Raw genomic sequence first — 15,410 nt, 5'->3', positions numbered from 1 at the left:
TTTGCGCAAGCGGACTTAGCGCTTGGAGTACTGCTGAGCCTTGCGGGCCTTCTTGAGACCGGCCTTCTTACGCTCGATGACGCGGGCGTCGCGGGAGAGGTAACCGGCCTTCTTCAGCGTGGCGCGGTTGTTCTCGACATCGATCTCGTTCAGCGAACGGGCGATGCCGAGGCGCAGGGCGCCGGCCTGGCCGGAGATGCCGCCACCGTGGATGCGGGCGATGACGTCGTAGGCGCCTTCAAGATCCAGGATCTTGAAGGGCTCGTTGACGTCCTGCTGGTGCAGCTTGTTCGGGAAGTAGTTGTCCAGCGCGCGGCCGTTGATGGTCCACTTGCCGGAGCCGGGAACAACGCGAACGCGTGCAACGGCTTCCTTGCGGCGGCCAACTGCTGCGCCGGCAACGGTCAGGGCCGGACGTTCCTTCTTCGGCGCAGCGGCGTCTGCAGCTGAGCTTTCAGAGGTGTAGCTGGTCAGGGTTTCCTCAGCCTCAACGGCTTCGGTGGTCTCTTCGTTCTGAGCCACGGTTCTCCTTGTATAGATAAGTTGTTTGGTGGCCAGGACTACTGGGCGACCTGGGTGATTTCGAAAGTCTTGGGCTGCTGGGCGGCGTGCGGGTGCTCTGCACCGCGGTACACCTTCAGCTTGCCCAGCTGCTGGGCAGCAAGCGAGTTCTTGGGGAGCATGCCTTTGATGGCCTTCTCAACGGCGCGGACCGGGTTGGATTCCAGGAGTTCCGCGTAGTTGACAGAGGTCAGGCCGCCCGGGTAGCCGGAGTGGCGGTATGCGCGCTTCTGCTCCAGCTTGGCGCCGGTCAGGGCTACCTTCTCAGCGTTGATAATGATGACGAAGTCGCCCATGTCCATGTGGGACGCAAAGGTGGCCTTGTGCTTGCCGCGCAGCAGGATTGCGGTCTGGCTGGCAAGACGACCAAGGACAACGTCTGTGGCGTCAATGACGTGCCACTGGCGGTTGATATCGCCGGGCTTCGGGGTGTACGTACGCACGGTTTTTGCCTCGTTCTTGTTCTGGCGTTCTTGTTTAGGCGTCACTCAAGCGTGTGCACCTACTATCTATGCGCTACCGGAACAGAGGTGAGGACTCCATGTAACCAGTCATCCTTAGGTCCCGAATGTGCTCGTTGAGTAGTTATCCTGCAACCGGATTCTCAAGCGGGCACGCATCATCGAGATAGGACACGCACAACGACTACCAATATTAGCTTGAAGCGGGCTCCAGGGTCAAAATGAGGTAGTCGGACGCTCATTCGCCACCAACCGGTCCGACGCACGCAGGGGGACTAAGTGACTTCTTTGGAGCTGACCAGCATGCACGGGCTGCTTCTGGCGGCAGGCATGGGACTTCTGGGGGCCAGCCTCTCACTGCTCGCCGACCTGCTCATCGCCAGGCTCCTGCCCCGGTTCGGCAGATTGCCGCGGGGTCGCGTGAGAACCGCGACGGCGGCAATAACAGCAGTTGTCTGCTTTGCATTTGCCCTCCGAATGGAGGATGAACCCGTGTTGCCGGCATTCGTCTTTCTCGGCGTCCTCGGAATTCAGCTCGCACGAATTGATATCGAGCTCCACTTGCTGCCTGATCCCCTCGTATTGCTCCTTCTAGCAGGAGGGGCAGCACTTCTTACGGCATCGACTCTTGCCGGCGAACCGTGGAGCGACCTAGTGAAAGCGGTCTCGGGTGGAGCGATCTTGTTCGTTATCTACTTGGTTCTGGCTCTGATTTCCCCGAAGGGCATCGGAATGGGAGATGTAAAGCTAGCCGCTCCGGTCGGTCTCTACTTGGGGTACCTAGGCTGGACCCAACTGCTTTATGGCGGGCTGCTCGGCTTCATCGTAGGCGGAATTGCCTCCGCCGTATTAGTCGGGCGTGGTCCCGAGAAGACGCCTGCCGAAGTGGCCTACGGGCCTTCTATGCTGGCAGCGGCCATTGCTGTGGTCCTCGTTTCGGCCTGAGTTTCGGGTGCAAAGGTTCACAGCCCTACACGTGGCCTCCGGAGCTTCCAAGTAGTTCCTGGCTGCCGCACTCCCAAACCTGAGTACTCCATTTACGTGGCCAAGTACGTGCTACTTCGGAGTCCAAAAAACTCGAGTACCACTACGCATTGTTGCGATTCTTGCCCGGTGCAATTCTTTAGCTAGCGAAAGTCCAGCAGCTAAAGAATTATGGGGGCCGCTGGAAATTCGTTGGAATAATCCACATCAATTTCACCGAATTAAGGAATTTAAAATGACTGCACTCATGGTCTCCGTTCTGGCTTTTGTTTCCGGAGTCAAGGACCGTTTCACCTCCGAGAAGGGCGCGACCGCGACGGAGTACTCCCTGCTCGTGGCATTCATCGCCCTGCTCATCATCATCGGCGTCACGGCCTTCGGTACAGCGCTCAACACTTGGTTCTCGAGCCTTGGGTCTCGCGTAGGAACCTGGTAAATCGCCCGTCCCGAAGTGTGCCGCGTCATTGCATCAAGGCGCGGCACACTGCCGGCCACGGCATACGGAAGTCCAGCAACCACCGAATGGGGCGGTTTTGGTCTTCGCCGAATTTCCGAGTACTTCGATTTCAACTAAGGAATTGACAATGACTTCACTTATGGTCTCCGTCCTCGCCTTCGTCTCAGGTATCAAGGACCGCGTTGCCTCTGAAAAAGGCGCAACCGCTACCGAATACTCACTCCTCGTAGCGTTTATCGCTCTGCTCATCATTCTGGGCGTCACGGCCTTCGGTACCGCGCTGAACACCTGGTTCTCCACCTTGGGCTCCACCGTCGGCACCTGGTAGCCGCAACCTTCCGCGGGTGTGCCGCCCCCAATGGCGCGGCACACCCCAAACACCAACCATCCACGGGGGATCCGTTGAAGAAGACCTGCAAAGAAAGCACGGACCACAAGAGCCGTGGCGCCGTCGCCGTCGAGTTCGCCTTGGTTGCGCCGCTGCTGCTGGCCCTCGTCACCGGAATCGTTGAATTCGCCCACGCCTTTAACGCGCAGATATCTGTGACGCAGGCGGCACGTGAAGCGGCCCGGGAGATGGCCATCAAGGATAACCAAACAGACGCCAAAGCGGCCGCGGCGGCCGGCGCACCTGGCCTGAACACCAGCGCCTTCGCCTACACCTTCACGCCCACCGCATGCACCTCGAATGACCCAATCAAAGTAACCATCACCTACACCTCGGCCACGATGACCGGGCTGTTTGGAAGTTCGGTAACCCTTACCGGAGTAGGAGCAATGCGATGCGGCGGATAGTTGGCGACCCCGAGTCCCGGGAGCGCGGCGCCAGCGGCGCCCTTGTCGCTGTCATGATGATGGTCCTCATTGGTGCAGGTGCGCTTGCAGTTGATACGGGACAGATTTACTCAGAACGCGCCCAGCTTCAGAACGCGGCCGATGCGGGCGCCTTGGCAGGCGCTGATCTTTGTTCAGAAGGCGGTTGCTCGCAGGCGAACGCGAACACCTTGGCAGCCAGCTTCGCTAACAGCAACTCCAATGATGCAAATACAACGGTTGAATCCGTGGATCTGTCAGTGGCCGGCAACGTATCGGTCACTACCTCGACCAAGGACGGCACTACCGGCGCAGGCTTCCTCAGCAAGATGTTCGCGAGCGCCCTGAATGCACCTGCGGCAAAGGTGGGAGCCACAGCGACAGCCAGATGGTTTTACCCCACCCGAGGCGTATCCGTCCTCCCACTGACTTTCGCTTCCTGCGAGTTCGAGGACGACGGGATGCCGCACAAGATCCTTACCCAAGGTGGCGCCCAGGACTGTAACGGAACCAACCCGTCGAACCAAGTCATTCCCGGCGGATTCGCCTGGCTTGACCCTGACGGCAACACCGGGTGCAACGTGACGGCTGAGGTGGGCCAATGGAGCTACACGTCTGCAGGCGAAGGAGTGCCCAACGGCTGCATCGATCTCTTCAACCCGGCAATCAACCCGTGGCTGGCGAATTCAACAGTGGCCCTGCCCGTGTACAAGTACACGTGCGATGGGATGCCCTCCTCACAGTTTGGAGCCTGCAACGGAAGCAGCGTCCAGTACTACATCGAAAAGTGGGCGGGCTTCAAGATCCAGGCATGGAACCTCACCGGTCAGGCCAAGTATGACCCGACCAACGTTTTCACAGGAAGTGAGAAAGGTCTCTACGGAACCTTTCTGGGATATTCCGCAGATCCGGGGCTCTTCTCCGGAGGCTCAACCACACCCACCGGCAACGTCACTGTTACCGAGCTGATCAAGTAAGCACCAACTGCACCAACTAAGGGGAGAAATGAAAACACGCCTACTGGGAGGCATCGCCGCGCTACTCGTTGCAATTATCGGCACAGTCCTTCTCATCACATATGTCCAAAGCGCCGATCAACGAGCCATGGCAGGCACCGAGACCTCCGAGGTCCTCGTCGTACAGAAAGCCATTCCTGCAGGGACGCCGGCGAGTGAAATCGGCGGTTCCGTGGCCCTGAAGCCAATTCAGAAGTCCAGCCTCACTGAGGGGACCGTCACGGAACTTTCGGAGCTGGGCAGCAAAGTCACTGCAGTTTCGCTGGTTCCCGGCGAACAGCTGATGGCAAGCCGCATGGTTGATCCCGATTCCTTCCTTGGTCCGTCAAGGGTTGCAGTGCCGGATGGAATGCAGGAAGTTACTCTCAAACTCCCCATCGAACGGGTGGTCGGCGGAAAAGTCACGGCCGGCGACACGGTCGGCATCTTCGTCTCGCTGACTGAGACGTCAACGAACGGCTCAGGGGAAACGGCTACACAGTCCTCCGGTACGCAACTCACTTTCCACAAGGTACTTGTGACAGCGGCCCAATTCAGCAATGGCAGCGCCGCTCAGCCTGAGGCGGCCCAGGAAGGTGAATCTGACGGCGCTTTGAGTTCGGGCAGCAGCCAAAGTGACGGCACGTACCTGATCACGGTAGCCCGCAACTCCGTCGAAGCGGAACGGTTGGTCTACGCCATTGAGTTTGGCAGGATCTACATGTCCAAGGAACCGGCCGAGGCAACCGAAGGCAACACCGGAGTGGTTGACAAGACCAAGGTATTCCGATGAGCCGCTTCGTCCTGATCACGCCTAACACTGACTTCGAACGCCGTGTCCGGATGGCAACCGCCGGCATGCCTGGGTCCCTGCAGTATTTCCAGGCCGATTACCTTCCCCAAGGCCCGGCCGAAGTACTCAAGCAGCTCCTCGGGGAACCACCCGAAGTATTCATCCTCGGCCCTGGACTCCCGGAAGATGACGCTCTGAAGTTCGCGTCGGTCATGGATCTGCAGTATCCGGAGATCAGCATGATCTTGGTGGCTGGGGAGTCCTCAGAGGTCGCCATCCAGGCGATGCGCGCCGGCGTGAGGGACCTCCTGGACCCGGCGGCCGAATCGGATCACATTCGAATCATCGTGGAACGGGCCAGCCTGGCCGCTGCCGGACGTCGGAGGGGCCTCGCACCAAGTAGCTCCGAACACCATGAGCATGCTGAAGGCGGACGCATCATCGCCGTTATCTCCCCGAAGGGCGGGGTGGGCAAGACCACGGTTGCGACCAACATCGCCGTCGGACTAGGTCAGTTCGCTCCAATGGGCGTTGTGATCGTTGACTTGGATCTCCAATTTGGCGACGTAGCCAGCGGCCTTATGCTCGAACCCGAGCACACCATCACCGACGCTGTGGTAGGAGCAGCCAGTCAGGACTCCATGGTCCTCAAGACGTACCTCAGCGTTCACCCGGCCGGAATTTATGCCCTCTGCGCGCCGCGAAACCCGGTGGAAATGGACCGCATCAGTGGCGAGAACGTCACCCACCTGCTGAACCAGCTGAAGCAGGAGTTCCAGTACGTCGTCGTGGACACTGCTCCCGGCCTGGGCGAACACGTCCTGGCAACCCTGGACCTCGCCTCGGACGCAGTGTGGATTTGCGGAATGGACATACCCAGCATCAGGGGCCTTCGCACGGGAAGCCAGATCCTAGCGGAACTGAACCTCCTGCCCGAACGGCGCCACGTGGTCCTGAATATGGCCGACCGTCGGACCGGCCTGACATTGCAGGACGTGGAAACCACCATCGGCGCTCCCGTCGATGTTGTCTTGCCCCGGTCCAGGACGCTTCCGTTCTCCACCAATAAAGGCGTCCCCCTGCTTCAAGACGGTAGCAGGGACCCGGCCACCAAAGGACTGCGCCAGCTGGTGGACCGCTTCAAGCCGAATTGGGAAGCCAGACCTCATAAGAAACTTCACAGAAGGGCGGTAGTCCAGTGAATCTCTCTCGCAGACTAGAAAAAGCGCGTGGTACAGAGTCCCCGACGACGCTCGTTGAGGCCGTTCCGCCGAACCCGTTTACAGTACAGGGTGGCCCTGCAGAGCCCGCTACCTTGGGCCGAATTCACGAGGCAAAGACCGCAGAAACTGCTCATGCAGCGGACGTTGTTGAGCTCACGCAAACGGCGGCCGCTGCCAGCGGAGCCCTTGGCGCCCTCAAGGAGCGTGCCAGCCAGGCACTCTATGAACGACTGGGCGCGCGCATCACCGATTCGTCGCTTGAAGAAGCCGAACTCCATCAGTACGTCAAAGACGAACTCAAAATCGTCGTTGACGAGGAACAAGTTCCGCTGACAGCGACTGAGCGCCAGCGGCTTACCCGGGAGATCATCGACGACGTACTTGGTCATGGCCCAATCCAGCGCTTTCTTGACGATCCGTCAGTTACCGAAGTAATGGTGAACCGGTTTGACCAGGTCTACGTGGAACGCGCCGGCAAACTCATCATGACGGACACGAAGTTTGCTTCCGATGATGCGCTGAGGCGGGTCATCGAACGCATCGTCTCGAAGGTCGGCCGTCGCATCGACGAATCATCTCCCCTTGTGGATGCCCGACTCGCTGACGGGTCGCGCGTGAACGCGATCATTCCGCCGCTGGCCGTCAACGGACCCGCTCTAACCATCCGAAAGTTCGGAGGCGACGCACTGACGGTCCAGAAGCTGATCGGCTACGGCAGCCTCTCGCCTGAAATGGCTGAACTGCTCCAAGCCTGCGTCCTTGCCCGCATGAACATCATCGTCTCGGGAGGTACCGGCACCGGCAAGACCACCCTGCTGAATGCCCTTTCGTCGTTCATTCCGGCTTCCGACCGAATCGTCACCATTGAGGATGCGGTTGAACTGCAATTACAGCAGGATCACGTGGTCAGGTTGGAAAGCCGGCCAGCGAACATCGAGGGCAAAGGTGAAGTCGCCATCCGCGACCTTGTGCGGAACTCACTCCGCATGCGTCCTGACCGCATCGTGGTCGGTGAGGTCCGCGGCGGCGAATGTCTTGACATGTTGCAAGCCATGAACACAGGACACGACGGATCCCTCTCCACCGTTCACGCCAACTCTCCGCGGGACGCTATTGCCCGCCTTGAAACTCTTGTCCTGATGGCTGGAATGGATCTCCCGCTCCGAGCTGTGAGGGAGCAGGTGGCCTCTGCCGTCAACCTCATCGTCCACATCTCAAGGCTTCGGGACGGAACCCGACGGGTGACCCACATCACGGAGGTCCAGGGTATGGAAGGTGACATCGTGACCCTTCAGGATGCGTTCGTCTTCGACTACTCCGCTGGTGTTGATGCGAGCGGCCGGTTCTTGGGCAAGCCGATTCCGACGGGTGTGCGGCCGCGGTTTACCGACAGGTTCGTTGAACTCGGCATCCATATCTCTCCCCAGGTCTTTGGGGCCCAGCCCGTCAGGGGCAGGTAGCCATGGGAGCCGAGTTGCCAGTGGGCATATTCATCGGTGGACTGTTCTTGGTCTACCTGGCCCTCGGGCTCGTATTCGGAGTGGTTATCAGGGGTCGGGCGGGAGTCGCGCTGTCTCGAAGGCGTCCTGATGCCGTGCACTATTCCTCCGGCCTGACAAGGCTGACAGACCAGGCCGCCGGGATTCTGAACCGCGGCCTGAAAAATCGGTCCAGTGGCTTGTTTAAACGCGAGAAGCTTGAGCAGGCAGGCCTCCACAAGGAGCCGGGCGAGTATCTTCTTATGGCTGGGGCAATAACCCTGGTGGCGGGAGTGCTGGGGTTCCTCCTCGGAGGACTCGGGATCAGCATCCTCTCCGTTTTGCTCGCCCCGTTCTTGCTCTTTGTTCTCCTGAACCTTCTCATCTCTCGGCGGCGGCGGAAATTCGACACCCAGGTGCCGGACACGCTCCAGATGTTCGCAGGGGGTCTTCGCGCAGGGCACAGCCTTCTGAGGGCTATCGATGCGGCTGCTCAGGAAAACGAAGGGCCGATGGCCGAAGAACTGAGTCGAATAGTCAACGAAACTCGGATCGGACGTGACCTGGGCGAATCCTTGGCTGATGTGTCCAGTAGAACAGCCAGCGAAGACTTCTACTGGATTGCGCAAGCTATTGAGATCCATCGGGAGGTGGGTGGCGACCTCGCCGAGGTCCTTGACCATGTTGGCGAAACAATCCGGGACCGAAACCAGGTCAGGGGCCAGGTACGGGCTTTGAGTGCGGAAGGCCGGATCTCCGCGCTCGTGCTGATGGCGTTGCCGATCCTCATGTTCATCGGCCTCGTGACCTTCAATCCGACGTACGCACGAGTCTTCACAACAACCTTCATCGGGTTCGTCATGCTTGGTGCGGCGATCGCCCTTCTCTCAGTCGGCGGCCTTTGGCTTAGCCGAATCATTAAGCCGAAGTACTAGGGGCGGTAGTTATGCAACCCATCGCAATGGCAGCAATCCTGGCCATCGTTCTTCCGATTTCGGGCATGATCTGGCTGGCCTTCACAGGCGATCGCGCCGGACTCCGCAATATCCAAACCAACCTTGGACGCCGGCCTAGCCAAGTTGCCCAGTCCCTGAACGTCAATGAGCAAATCGCTGCCCTTTCCAAGCGGCTCACCCCGCACAGCTACGAAGCGTGGCTGGACAAGCAGTTGGCAGGAGCGGGCCGCCCCAAGCAATGGCCGCTGGCACGGATCATCATGGTCAAGCCCATGCTGGCTTTCGGCGGTGCGATTCTGGGGCTTCTCGTCTTTCTTGGTGCACCGTCCGCCGGACGCTTCGTGATCGGCATCGTGATCATGGCATTGGCGTACTTCGTCCCGGACATCCTGTTGCGAAATCGGGCTCAGAAACGGCGGGAAGAGATAAGGCTCGAACTTCCCAACGCGCTGGACCAGATGCTGATTTCAGTTCAGGCGGGGTTGGGCTTCGAGACCGCTATGGGAAGGGCCGGTGAAAATGGCCGCGGACCGCTTGCGGACGAACTGATCAGGACCCTCCAGGACATACAAGTGGGCCGGTCACGGAAGGAAGCCTACCTATCGCTCGCCGAGAGGGTGGACGTCCCTGACGTCCGCACCTTCATCCGGGCGGTAGTCCAGGCCGACACTTACGGCATTGCGATTGCCGGAGTCCTCAAGACCCAGGCCAAAGACATGAGGATCAAGAGGCGGCAGCGGGCGGAAGAGCATGCCATGAAGATGCCCGTCAAGATGCTCTTTCCGCTGATTTTCTTCATCCTTCCGACCCTGTTCATCGTATTGCTGGGGCCGGCAGTGCTCCAGATCATGGCTGTCTTTTCCTAGGGGAAACCGTGTTACTGCTCAACATTCACGCCCAACGCCTTGTCGCCCGCCTGAAAGCCGCGTTTGAGGACCAACGGGGGGCAACGGCCACAGAGTACGGGATTCTGCTGTCGTTCCTGGCCCTGGCACTCGTGCTCGGCGTCGCGGCCTTCGGCCAGGCCCTGAACCTGCACTATATGGGAATGACAACAACCCTCAGAACGGCTCTCGGAATTCCCTAATTCCTGACCCAAACGCGCCACCCGGCGCCCCAAGAACCGGACCCCCTCGGCACCCAGAACCGAGGGGGTCCGCCTGTGTGCCCGAAGAATCTGGCATTTCCAAGTTTCAACGCAGTGCCAGCTAAGGAAAAGCGCAGGAAGAGTGCACGTTGGGAAGGCTTAGCACAGGATGCTGCAAACTCCCGCCATTGTGCGATCAAGCGTTGCTAGATTTTTGTCAGAGCTGGTGCTGGACCAGCTTCACCCACTCGCTCAGGAGTCTCAATGCTTTCTCTTTACACCAACCTCTCAGTCCGTCTCCGCAACGAGAAAGGCGCAACCGCCGTCGAGTACGGCATCATGGTTGGCCTCATCGCCGTCGTCATAATCGTTGCGGTCACTTTGCTCGGTGGAACACTAAACCTGATGTTCCAGGAAGTTTCTTGCTCCGTCGGCGGCGGTACCTGGACTGCAACCGCCGCTACCGCTACCGCTGCAGCTGGCGGAAGCTGCGCACCATAACTCAGTCGCTGGGCGCTCAGCCTCGCCTAACTCTTCCCGAGAATCTAGGACAGTGGCGGCGGCATTTAGCCGCCGCCACTCCGGTTCCAAACCAGACGATACTGGCTGAAAGGTCTCTTCATGTCGAGGGCATCCGAACGCGGCGCCGTTGCGGTCGAGTTCGCGATCGTCGCACCCCTGCTGGTCATGCTGCTCTTAGGGATCATGGAATTCGGTCGCGTGTACAACGCGCAGGCGTCGCTCTCGGCTGCCGCGCGTGAAGGGGTCCGGGTCATGGCAATCTCCAACAACGCGACAGCAGCCCGCAATGCAGCGAAGAGCACAGCGCTTTCCCTACAACCGGGCCTGGCGGACGCGAACATCACCTTCAAGAACCTCGATACGCCCAGCTCAACGACATGTGCACCCGGTCACCGCATTTCCATCACCGTCACGTACAGCCTGTCCACCATGACAGGCATAGCCGGTCCGTTCACCATGACGGGCAAAGGAGCAATGCTATGCGGCGGCTGAACCGAACCAACGTGAAGAACGACGGCGAATGCGGCGCCGTGAGCGTCATCGTCGCCATGATGCTGGTGGCACTTTTAGGCTTCGGCGCCATCGCCGTGGATGTGGGCATGCTCTACGCCGAACGGGCCCAGCTCCGAAATGGAGCCGACGCCGCTGCCTTGGCGATCGCCCAAAAGTGCGCCAGGAGCGCCAGTGATCCGGACTGTTCTGCAACGTCTTCCCTTGCCGTATCCCTTACCAGCGGCAACGCCAACGATGGCCTCAGCAACATCAAGTCCGCTGTCCTAGACAAAACCGCCCGGACAGTAACTGTGAGGGCGTCCGCGCAGGAAGCCGGCCACTCCCCCAATGAAGTCTCCCTTTTCTTCGCCCGGGCCCTGGGAATGAATACGGCGGAGGTCAACGCCCCGGCAACCGTCCTCTGGGGCAGCCCGGAAAAAGGGCTCACAGCTTTCCCTATCACCGTCTCGGTTTGCCAGGTTCGAAACCAGACTGACGTGATGCAGCTTCTCCAGTTGCATGGGAAGAACGCCAACACCGACTGCAACTACGGGCCGTCCGGGGCCGCAGTCGAGGGCGGGTTCGGTGAACTGAAACAGGACTCCGGCCAGTGCGGCGCGATCATCGACATCGCCACCAGCACTGCCGGCGGAGACACCGGTAACAATGCGCCGCCCAATTGTGAGGCCACTCTGAACGGCTGGGCAGCGGACATGAATGCGGGCAAGGACGTCATCCTCTTGCTGCCCATCTTCAATTCAGTCACCGGCACCGGCACAAATGCAGTCTTCGGCCTCACAACCTTCGCCGCATTCAGGGTGGCCGGGTGGAAGGTTGGCAACACGGGCCTTCCCTACACCTTCCGCAACAGGTCACCGGATGTCCCGTCAGCCCTGGAATGCAAAGAACCATGCCGGGGCATTATCGGAACCTTCGTCAAATACGTTTCCTTGGCCAACGGCTACACCCTGGGGCCAATAAACGCCGATGGTGCCACCGTCGTTGCACTCAGCAATTAGTTCAGAGAACACCATGATTTGTGAAACGCACAGGAGCAGTCAGTGAAGTCACGTTTATTGGCCGGAGTAGTGGCAGTGCTGCTGGCCATAGTCGGAGCGGTCATCGTGGTGTCCTACGCCCAGGGAGCCGATCAACGGGCGGTCAGCGGCCTTGACCCGGTCGGCGTCCTTGTTGTGACCAAAGCCGTTCCGGCAGGTTCCTCCGCTGAGACGGTGAAAGCATCGGTTGCCCTTCAGGAACTACCTGGCACCGCCGTCGCCAAGACTGCCCTGAACACGCTGGACGGAGCGGTCGGGAAGGTCACCTCCGCAGACCTCGTACCCGGCGAGCAACTGCTTGCAGAGAGGCTGATCTCGCCTGAGGAACTGAAGACCCTGGGTTCGGTCCCTGTCCCGGCAGGCCTGCAGGAAGTCTCCTTTCAGCTGGAACCCCAGCGCGTTGTGGGCGGACGCCTGGCGGCGGGTGACACGGTGGGCATCTTCATCACCCTGCCCAATGGCGGCATCGAAGCCAAAGCCGACCAGGAAACCGTGCAACTGTCCATCCGCAAAGCACTGGTGACCGCCGTCCAACGGGCACCCGAAGGAGCCGTGGCAAACCCGGCCCCGTCGGCAAGTGCAGAACCGGCACCGGATCCCCGTGACGTCAACCTCCCCACCGGACTCCTTATGGTCACCGTTGCCGTGAACGACATCAACGCGGACAAGATCGTCTTCGCCTCAGAATTCGCTGCCCTCTGGCTCAGCAAGGAACCGCTCGACGCGCAGGACAGCGGACCGCGCGTCATGACCAGGTCGGACCTCTACAAATGAGCCGCTTTGTCCTAATCACTCCCGACGTCAGCTTCGACGCACGCCTCCGTCAAGCTGTTGCCGGCGGTCTGCAGGGAGGCGTACAGACCTTCTTCACCACCTTATTGCCGGCGGACCCGCACGAGCTCTTCGCCAGCCTGGACCAGGAACACCCTGAAGTGCTGGTCCTGGGACCGGAAGTGCCTCTGGACGAGGCACTTCGGTTCGCGACGGTCCTGAATGTCGGTTTCCCGGAACTGAGCGTCATTATAGCCGCCGAGCCTGACCCCGACTTCCTTCTGCACGCCATGCGGGCAGGCATCCGGGACGTCGCTTCCCCCCATTCGGATCCAGCGCAGCTTCGGGTACTCCTGGAGCGTGCCAGCCAGTCCTTCGCGCACCGGTACCGTGCAACGGCGCCTCAGCAAGCGCCGGAGTCCAATAAGGGCCTAGTCATCGGCGTCTTCTCCCCGAAGGGCGGCGTGGGCAAAACTACCATCGCCACCAACATCGCCATCGGGCTGGGCAAGGTAGCGCCCATGAGCGTGGTCATTGTGGACCTGGACCTGCAGTTCGGGGACGTCGCCTCCGGGCTTTACCTTGACCCCGAGCACACGGTGACGGACGCGGTGTCGCCCGCCGCGAGCCAGGACTCCCTGGTGCTCAAAGCCTTCCTCACTGTCCACCCGGGCAGCATCTACGCGCTCTGCGCTCCCCCAACGCCCGTGGACGCGGACGAGATCACCCCGGACCAGATCAGCCGGCTGCTGGAACAGCTGTCTGAACAGTTCCAGTACGTCGTGGTGGACACAGCACCCGGTCTGCCGGAAATTGGGCTCGCCGCCATGGAAAAGTGCACGGACGTGGTGTGGGTGAGCGGTATGGATATCCCCAGCGTCCGTGGCCTCCGCTCAGGCCTGGATATCCTCCGCCAGCTGGACGTTCTTCCGGACACCCGGCATGTGGTCCTGAACATGGCCGATGCCAAAACCGGCCTAACTGTCCAGGACCTCGAATCGACCATCGGCGCGCCCGTGGACGTGAGCATCCCTCGGTCCCGCGCCGTGGCGCTCTCCACCAACCGCGGAATCCCCGTCCTCCAGGAGCCCGTAAAAGACCCCGCAACCAAGGGGCTGAACCGGCTCGTGGAACGCTTCAACCCTGCGTGGCGGGAAAAATCGCAGCGCAAACTCCACCGAAGGGTAGTGGTCTAGATGAAACTTTCAGAGCGCATCAGTGCCGCCCAGGGAAAAGCCCAGCCAAGTTCCCAGCCGGCTTCTGTGAAGGCTTCAGCCCCCACTCTCGATGTGCCGCGTCCTGAAGTTCCTGCCCAGCGCGTGCGGTGGTTTGAACAGGCTCCGGAACAGCGGACGACGACGGCGGCACCGCCTCCTGCCGTCGTCGTCACCGTGCACGCTCATCAGGAAGAGACGCGGCCGAAAGCCCTGCAGCCCGTGGACGTCTTCGCGGCCCTCAAGGAAAGGGCAGCGACGGCGCTGTTCGAACGTCTTGGCGCCCGGTTCAATGACTCGTCCATCACGGAACAGGAACTCAAGTCCTCAGCCCGGGATGAACTGACACGGATCATCGACGCCGAGCAGGTGCCGCTCTCTCCAGAGGAACGCACCCGTCTGGTGCAGGATGTGGCCGACGACGTCCTGGGCTACGGTCCGCTTCAGCGGCTGCTGGATGATCCCGCGGTCACCGAAATCATGGTCAACCGCATGGACCAGATCTACGTGGAGCGCAAGGGGCACCTAACCCTTGCAGACTCACGCTTCAGCTCCGAGGAGCACCTCCGCAAGGTCATCGAGCGTATCGTCTCCAAAGTGGGCCGCCGCATTGACGAGTCCTCACCCCTGGTGGACGCCCGGTTGGAGGACGGCTCGCGCGTCAACGCCGTTATCCCTCCGCTGGCCGTGGGCGGATCCTCCCTGACCATCCGTAAATTCAGCAAAGTTCCGCTGACAGTCAGGAACCTCATCGACTTCGGCACCCTGACGCCGGAGATGGCGGAACTGCTCAATGCATGCGTCAAGGCCAAGCTGAACATCATCGTCTCCGGCGGAACAGGTACCGGCAAGACCACACTGCTCAACGTCCTCTCTTCCTTCCTCCCGGCAAACGAACGGATTGTCACCATCGAGGACGCGGTGGAACTCCAGATCCAGCAGGACCACGTGGTCCGCTTGGAGAGCCGCCCTCCCAACACTGAGGGCAAAGGCGAAGTGACCATCCGCGAACTGCTCCGCAACTCACTGCGCATGCGGCCGGACCGCATTGTGGTGGGCGAGGTCCGCGGCGGCGAATCGCTGGACATGCTCCAGGCCATGAACACTGGCCACGATGGTTCCCTCTCCACCGTCCACTCCAATTCCCCGCGCGATGCCGTAGCCCGGCTGGAAACACTGGTACTGATGGCAGGAATGGATCTGCCGCTGCGGGCCATCCGCGAGCAGATCGCGTCCGCGGTCAATCTGATTGTCCAGATCTCACGTTTACGTGACGGTACCCGTCGGATCACCCACGTCACCGAGGTCCAAGGCATGGAAGGGGACATCGTAACCCTCCAGGACGCCTTCGTCTTCGACTATTCCGCTGGCGTTGACCAACATGGGCGCTTTCTGGGCAAGCCCATTGCAACCGGCATCCGGCCGCGGTTTATCGACCGCTTCGAGGACCTCGGAATCCATGTGTCGCCAGCTGTTTTCGCGACCCCTGCCGGTCCGGGTCCGGCTGGTGCGGGCCCTGCAGGACCCGGAAAGGCCTAGGTCGCC

At 60.6% G+C, this 15,410-nt stretch carries 19 protein-coding genes; 17 read left to right on the top strand and 2 right to left on the bottom strand.

Annotated elements, in window-relative coordinates:
* Window positions 1-15 precede the first annotated feature (15 nt).
* Entirely contained in the window at window positions 16-522 is a 507-nt protein-coding gene (gene rpsI, locus EYS21_RS01350; RefSeq protein WP_050684362.1) for a 30S ribosomal protein S9, read from the bottom strand.
* A 38-nt stretch (window positions 523-560) separates the two neighbouring features.
* Window positions 561-1,004: a 50S ribosomal protein L13 gene (rplM, locus tag EYS21_RS01345; protein WP_015937805.1), complete on the bottom strand. Its 444-nt coding sequence runs from the start codon at window positions 1,002-1,004 to the stop codon at window positions 561-563.
* Between the two features lie 297 nt (window positions 1,005-1,301).
* On the opposite strand from rplM, the gene EYS21_RS01340 reads away from it, so the two are divergent.
* The 17 genes from EYS21_RS01340 (at window position 1,302) to EYS21_RS01260 (ending at window position 15,404) form a co-directional block, all read left to right on the top strand.
* On the top strand, window positions 1,302-1,967 hold the full coding sequence (locus EYS21_RS01340) for an A24 family peptidase (protein ID WP_347559514.1): 666 nt from the start codon (window positions 1,302-1,304) through the stop codon (window positions 1,965-1,967).
* A gap of 274 nt (window positions 1,968-2,241) precedes the next feature.
* Window positions 2,242-2,442, top strand: a complete 201-nt coding sequence (locus tag EYS21_RS01335; RefSeq protein ID WP_131131331.1) for a Flp family type IVb pilin — start codon at window positions 2,242-2,244, stop codon at window positions 2,440-2,442.
* A gap of 148 nt (window positions 2,443-2,590) precedes the next feature.
* Window positions 2,591-2,791 carry a Flp family type IVb pilin gene (locus EYS21_RS01330; RefSeq protein ID WP_131131330.1) on the top strand — a complete coding sequence of 67 codons (201 nt, stop codon included), beginning with the start codon at window positions 2,591-2,593 and terminating at the stop codon, window positions 2,789-2,791.
* Between the two features lie 74 nt (window positions 2,792-2,865).
* Window positions 2,866-3,258 carry a TadE/TadG family type IV pilus assembly protein gene (locus EYS21_RS01325; RefSeq protein ID WP_131131329.1) on the top strand — a complete coding sequence of 131 codons (393 nt, stop codon included), beginning with the start codon at window positions 2,866-2,868 and terminating at the stop codon, window positions 3,256-3,258.
* On the top strand, window positions 3,246-4,253 hold the full coding sequence (locus tag EYS21_RS01320; protein ID WP_131131328.1) for a pilus assembly protein TadG-related protein: 1,008 nt from the start codon (window positions 3,246-3,248) through the stop codon (window positions 4,251-4,253). The genes EYS21_RS01325 and EYS21_RS01320 overlap by 13 nt, the downstream gene beginning before the upstream one ends.
* Window positions 4,254-4,281: 28 nt before the next feature.
* Complete coding sequence (locus tag EYS21_RS01315; protein ID WP_131131327.1) at window positions 4,282-5,064, top strand: RcpC/CpaB family pilus assembly protein; 783 nt, start codon at window positions 4,282-4,284, stop codon at window positions 5,062-5,064.
* The gene (locus tag EYS21_RS01310) at window positions 5,061-6,266 is read left to right on the top strand and encodes an AAA family ATPase (RefSeq protein WP_131131326.1); all 1,206 of its coding nucleotides are present in this window, start codon (window positions 5,061-5,063) and stop codon (window positions 6,264-6,266) included. The genes EYS21_RS01315 and EYS21_RS01310 overlap by 4 nt, the downstream gene beginning before the upstream one ends.
* Entirely contained in the window at window positions 6,263-7,747 is a 1,485-nt protein-coding gene (locus EYS21_RS01305; protein ID WP_131131325.1) for a CpaF family protein, read from the top strand. The genes EYS21_RS01310 and EYS21_RS01305 overlap by 4 nt, the downstream gene beginning before the upstream one ends.
* A gap of 2 nt (window positions 7,748-7,749) precedes the next feature.
* The gene (locus EYS21_RS01300) at window positions 7,750-8,700 is read left to right on the top strand and encodes a type II secretion system F family protein (protein ID WP_131131324.1); all 951 of its coding nucleotides are present in this window, start codon (window positions 7,750-7,752) and stop codon (window positions 8,698-8,700) included.
* Window positions 8,701-8,711: 11 nt separating this feature from the next.
* Complete coding sequence (locus EYS21_RS01295) at window positions 8,712-9,587, top strand: type II secretion system F family protein (protein ID WP_131131323.1); 876 nt, start codon at window positions 8,712-8,714, stop codon at window positions 9,585-9,587.
* Window positions 9,588-9,595: 8 nt separating this feature from the next.
* Complete coding sequence (locus EYS21_RS01290; RefSeq protein ID WP_131131322.1) at window positions 9,596-9,808, top strand: Flp family type IVb pilin; 213 nt, start codon at window positions 9,596-9,598, stop codon at window positions 9,806-9,808.
* A 264-nt stretch (window positions 9,809-10,072) separates the two neighbouring features.
* On the top strand, window positions 10,073-10,309 hold the full coding sequence (locus tag EYS21_RS01285; protein WP_131131321.1) for a Flp family type IVb pilin: 237 nt from the start codon (window positions 10,073-10,075) through the stop codon (window positions 10,307-10,309).
* 120 nt (window positions 10,310-10,429) lie between these two features.
* Window positions 10,430-10,822 (top strand): TadE family protein, encoded by a 393-nt coding sequence (locus tag EYS21_RS01280; protein WP_131131320.1) that lies wholly within the window; start codon window positions 10,430-10,432, stop codon window positions 10,820-10,822.
* Window positions 10,810-11,841 carry a pilus assembly protein TadG-related protein gene (locus EYS21_RS01275; RefSeq protein ID WP_131131319.1) on the top strand — a complete coding sequence of 344 codons (1,032 nt, stop codon included), beginning with the start codon at window positions 10,810-10,812 and terminating at the stop codon, window positions 11,839-11,841. Before EYS21_RS01280 ends, EYS21_RS01275 begins: the two co-directional genes overlap by 13 nt.
* 42 nt (window positions 11,842-11,883) lie before the next feature.
* Window positions 11,884-12,654: an RcpC/CpaB family pilus assembly protein gene (locus EYS21_RS01270; protein ID WP_131131318.1), complete on the top strand. Its 771-nt coding sequence runs from the start codon at window positions 11,884-11,886 to the stop codon at window positions 12,652-12,654.
* Entirely contained in the window at window positions 12,651-13,847 is a 1,197-nt protein-coding gene (locus EYS21_RS01265; RefSeq protein WP_131131317.1) for an AAA family ATPase, read from the top strand. The genes EYS21_RS01270 and EYS21_RS01265 overlap by 4 nt, the downstream gene beginning before the upstream one ends.
* A complete protein-coding gene (locus EYS21_RS01260; RefSeq protein WP_131131316.1) occupies window positions 13,848-15,404 on the top strand; it encodes a CpaF family protein in 1,557 nt (518 codons plus the stop codon). It begins immediately after the preceding gene.
* The last annotated feature ends 6 nt before the right edge of the window (window positions 15,405-15,410 follow it).

Source organism: Arthrobacter sp. S39 (assembly GCF_004320525.1).
Lineage (GTDB): Bacteria > Actinomycetota > Actinomycetes > Actinomycetales > Micrococcaceae > Arthrobacter.
This window is presented reverse-complemented; position numbering and strand designations above follow the sequence as displayed.

Coding starts and splice junctions, on each gene's coding strand:
- EYS21_RS01335 (WP_131131331.1), top strand. CDS start 2,242: ATGACTGCACTCATGGTCTCCGTTCTGGCTTTTGTTTCCGGAGTCAAG.
- EYS21_RS01330 (WP_131131330.1), top strand. CDS start 2,591: ATGACTTCACTTATGGTCTCCGTCCTCGCCTTCGTCTCAGGTATCAAG.
- EYS21_RS01320 (WP_131131328.1), top strand. CDS start 3,246: ATGCGGCGGATAGTTGGCGACCCCGAGTCCCGGGAGCGCGGCGCCAGC.
- EYS21_RS01315 (WP_131131327.1), top strand. CDS start 4,282: ATGAAAACACGCCTACTGGGAGGCATCGCCGCGCTACTCGTTGCAATT.
- EYS21_RS01310 (WP_131131326.1), top strand. CDS start 5,061: ATGAGCCGCTTCGTCCTGATCACGCCTAACACTGACTTCGAACGCCGT.
- EYS21_RS01300 (WP_131131324.1), top strand. CDS start 7,750: ATGGGAGCCGAGTTGCCAGTGGGCATATTCATCGGTGGACTGTTCTTG.
- EYS21_RS01295 (WP_131131323.1), top strand. CDS start 8,712: ATGCAACCCATCGCAATGGCAGCAATCCTGGCCATCGTTCTTCCGATT.
- EYS21_RS01285 (WP_131131321.1), top strand. CDS start 10,073: ATGCTTTCTCTTTACACCAACCTCTCAGTCCGTCTCCGCAACGAGAAA.
- EYS21_RS01280 (WP_131131320.1), top strand. CDS start 10,430: ATGTCGAGGGCATCCGAACGCGGCGCCGTTGCGGTCGAGTTCGCGATC.
- EYS21_RS01275 (WP_131131319.1), top strand. CDS start 10,810: ATGCGGCGGCTGAACCGAACCAACGTGAAGAACGACGGCGAATGCGGC.
- EYS21_RS01265 (WP_131131317.1), top strand. CDS start 12,651: ATGAGCCGCTTTGTCCTAATCACTCCCGACGTCAGCTTCGACGCACGC.
- EYS21_RS01260 (WP_131131316.1), top strand. CDS start 13,848: ATGAAACTTTCAGAGCGCATCAGTGCCGCCCAGGGAAAAGCCCAGCCA.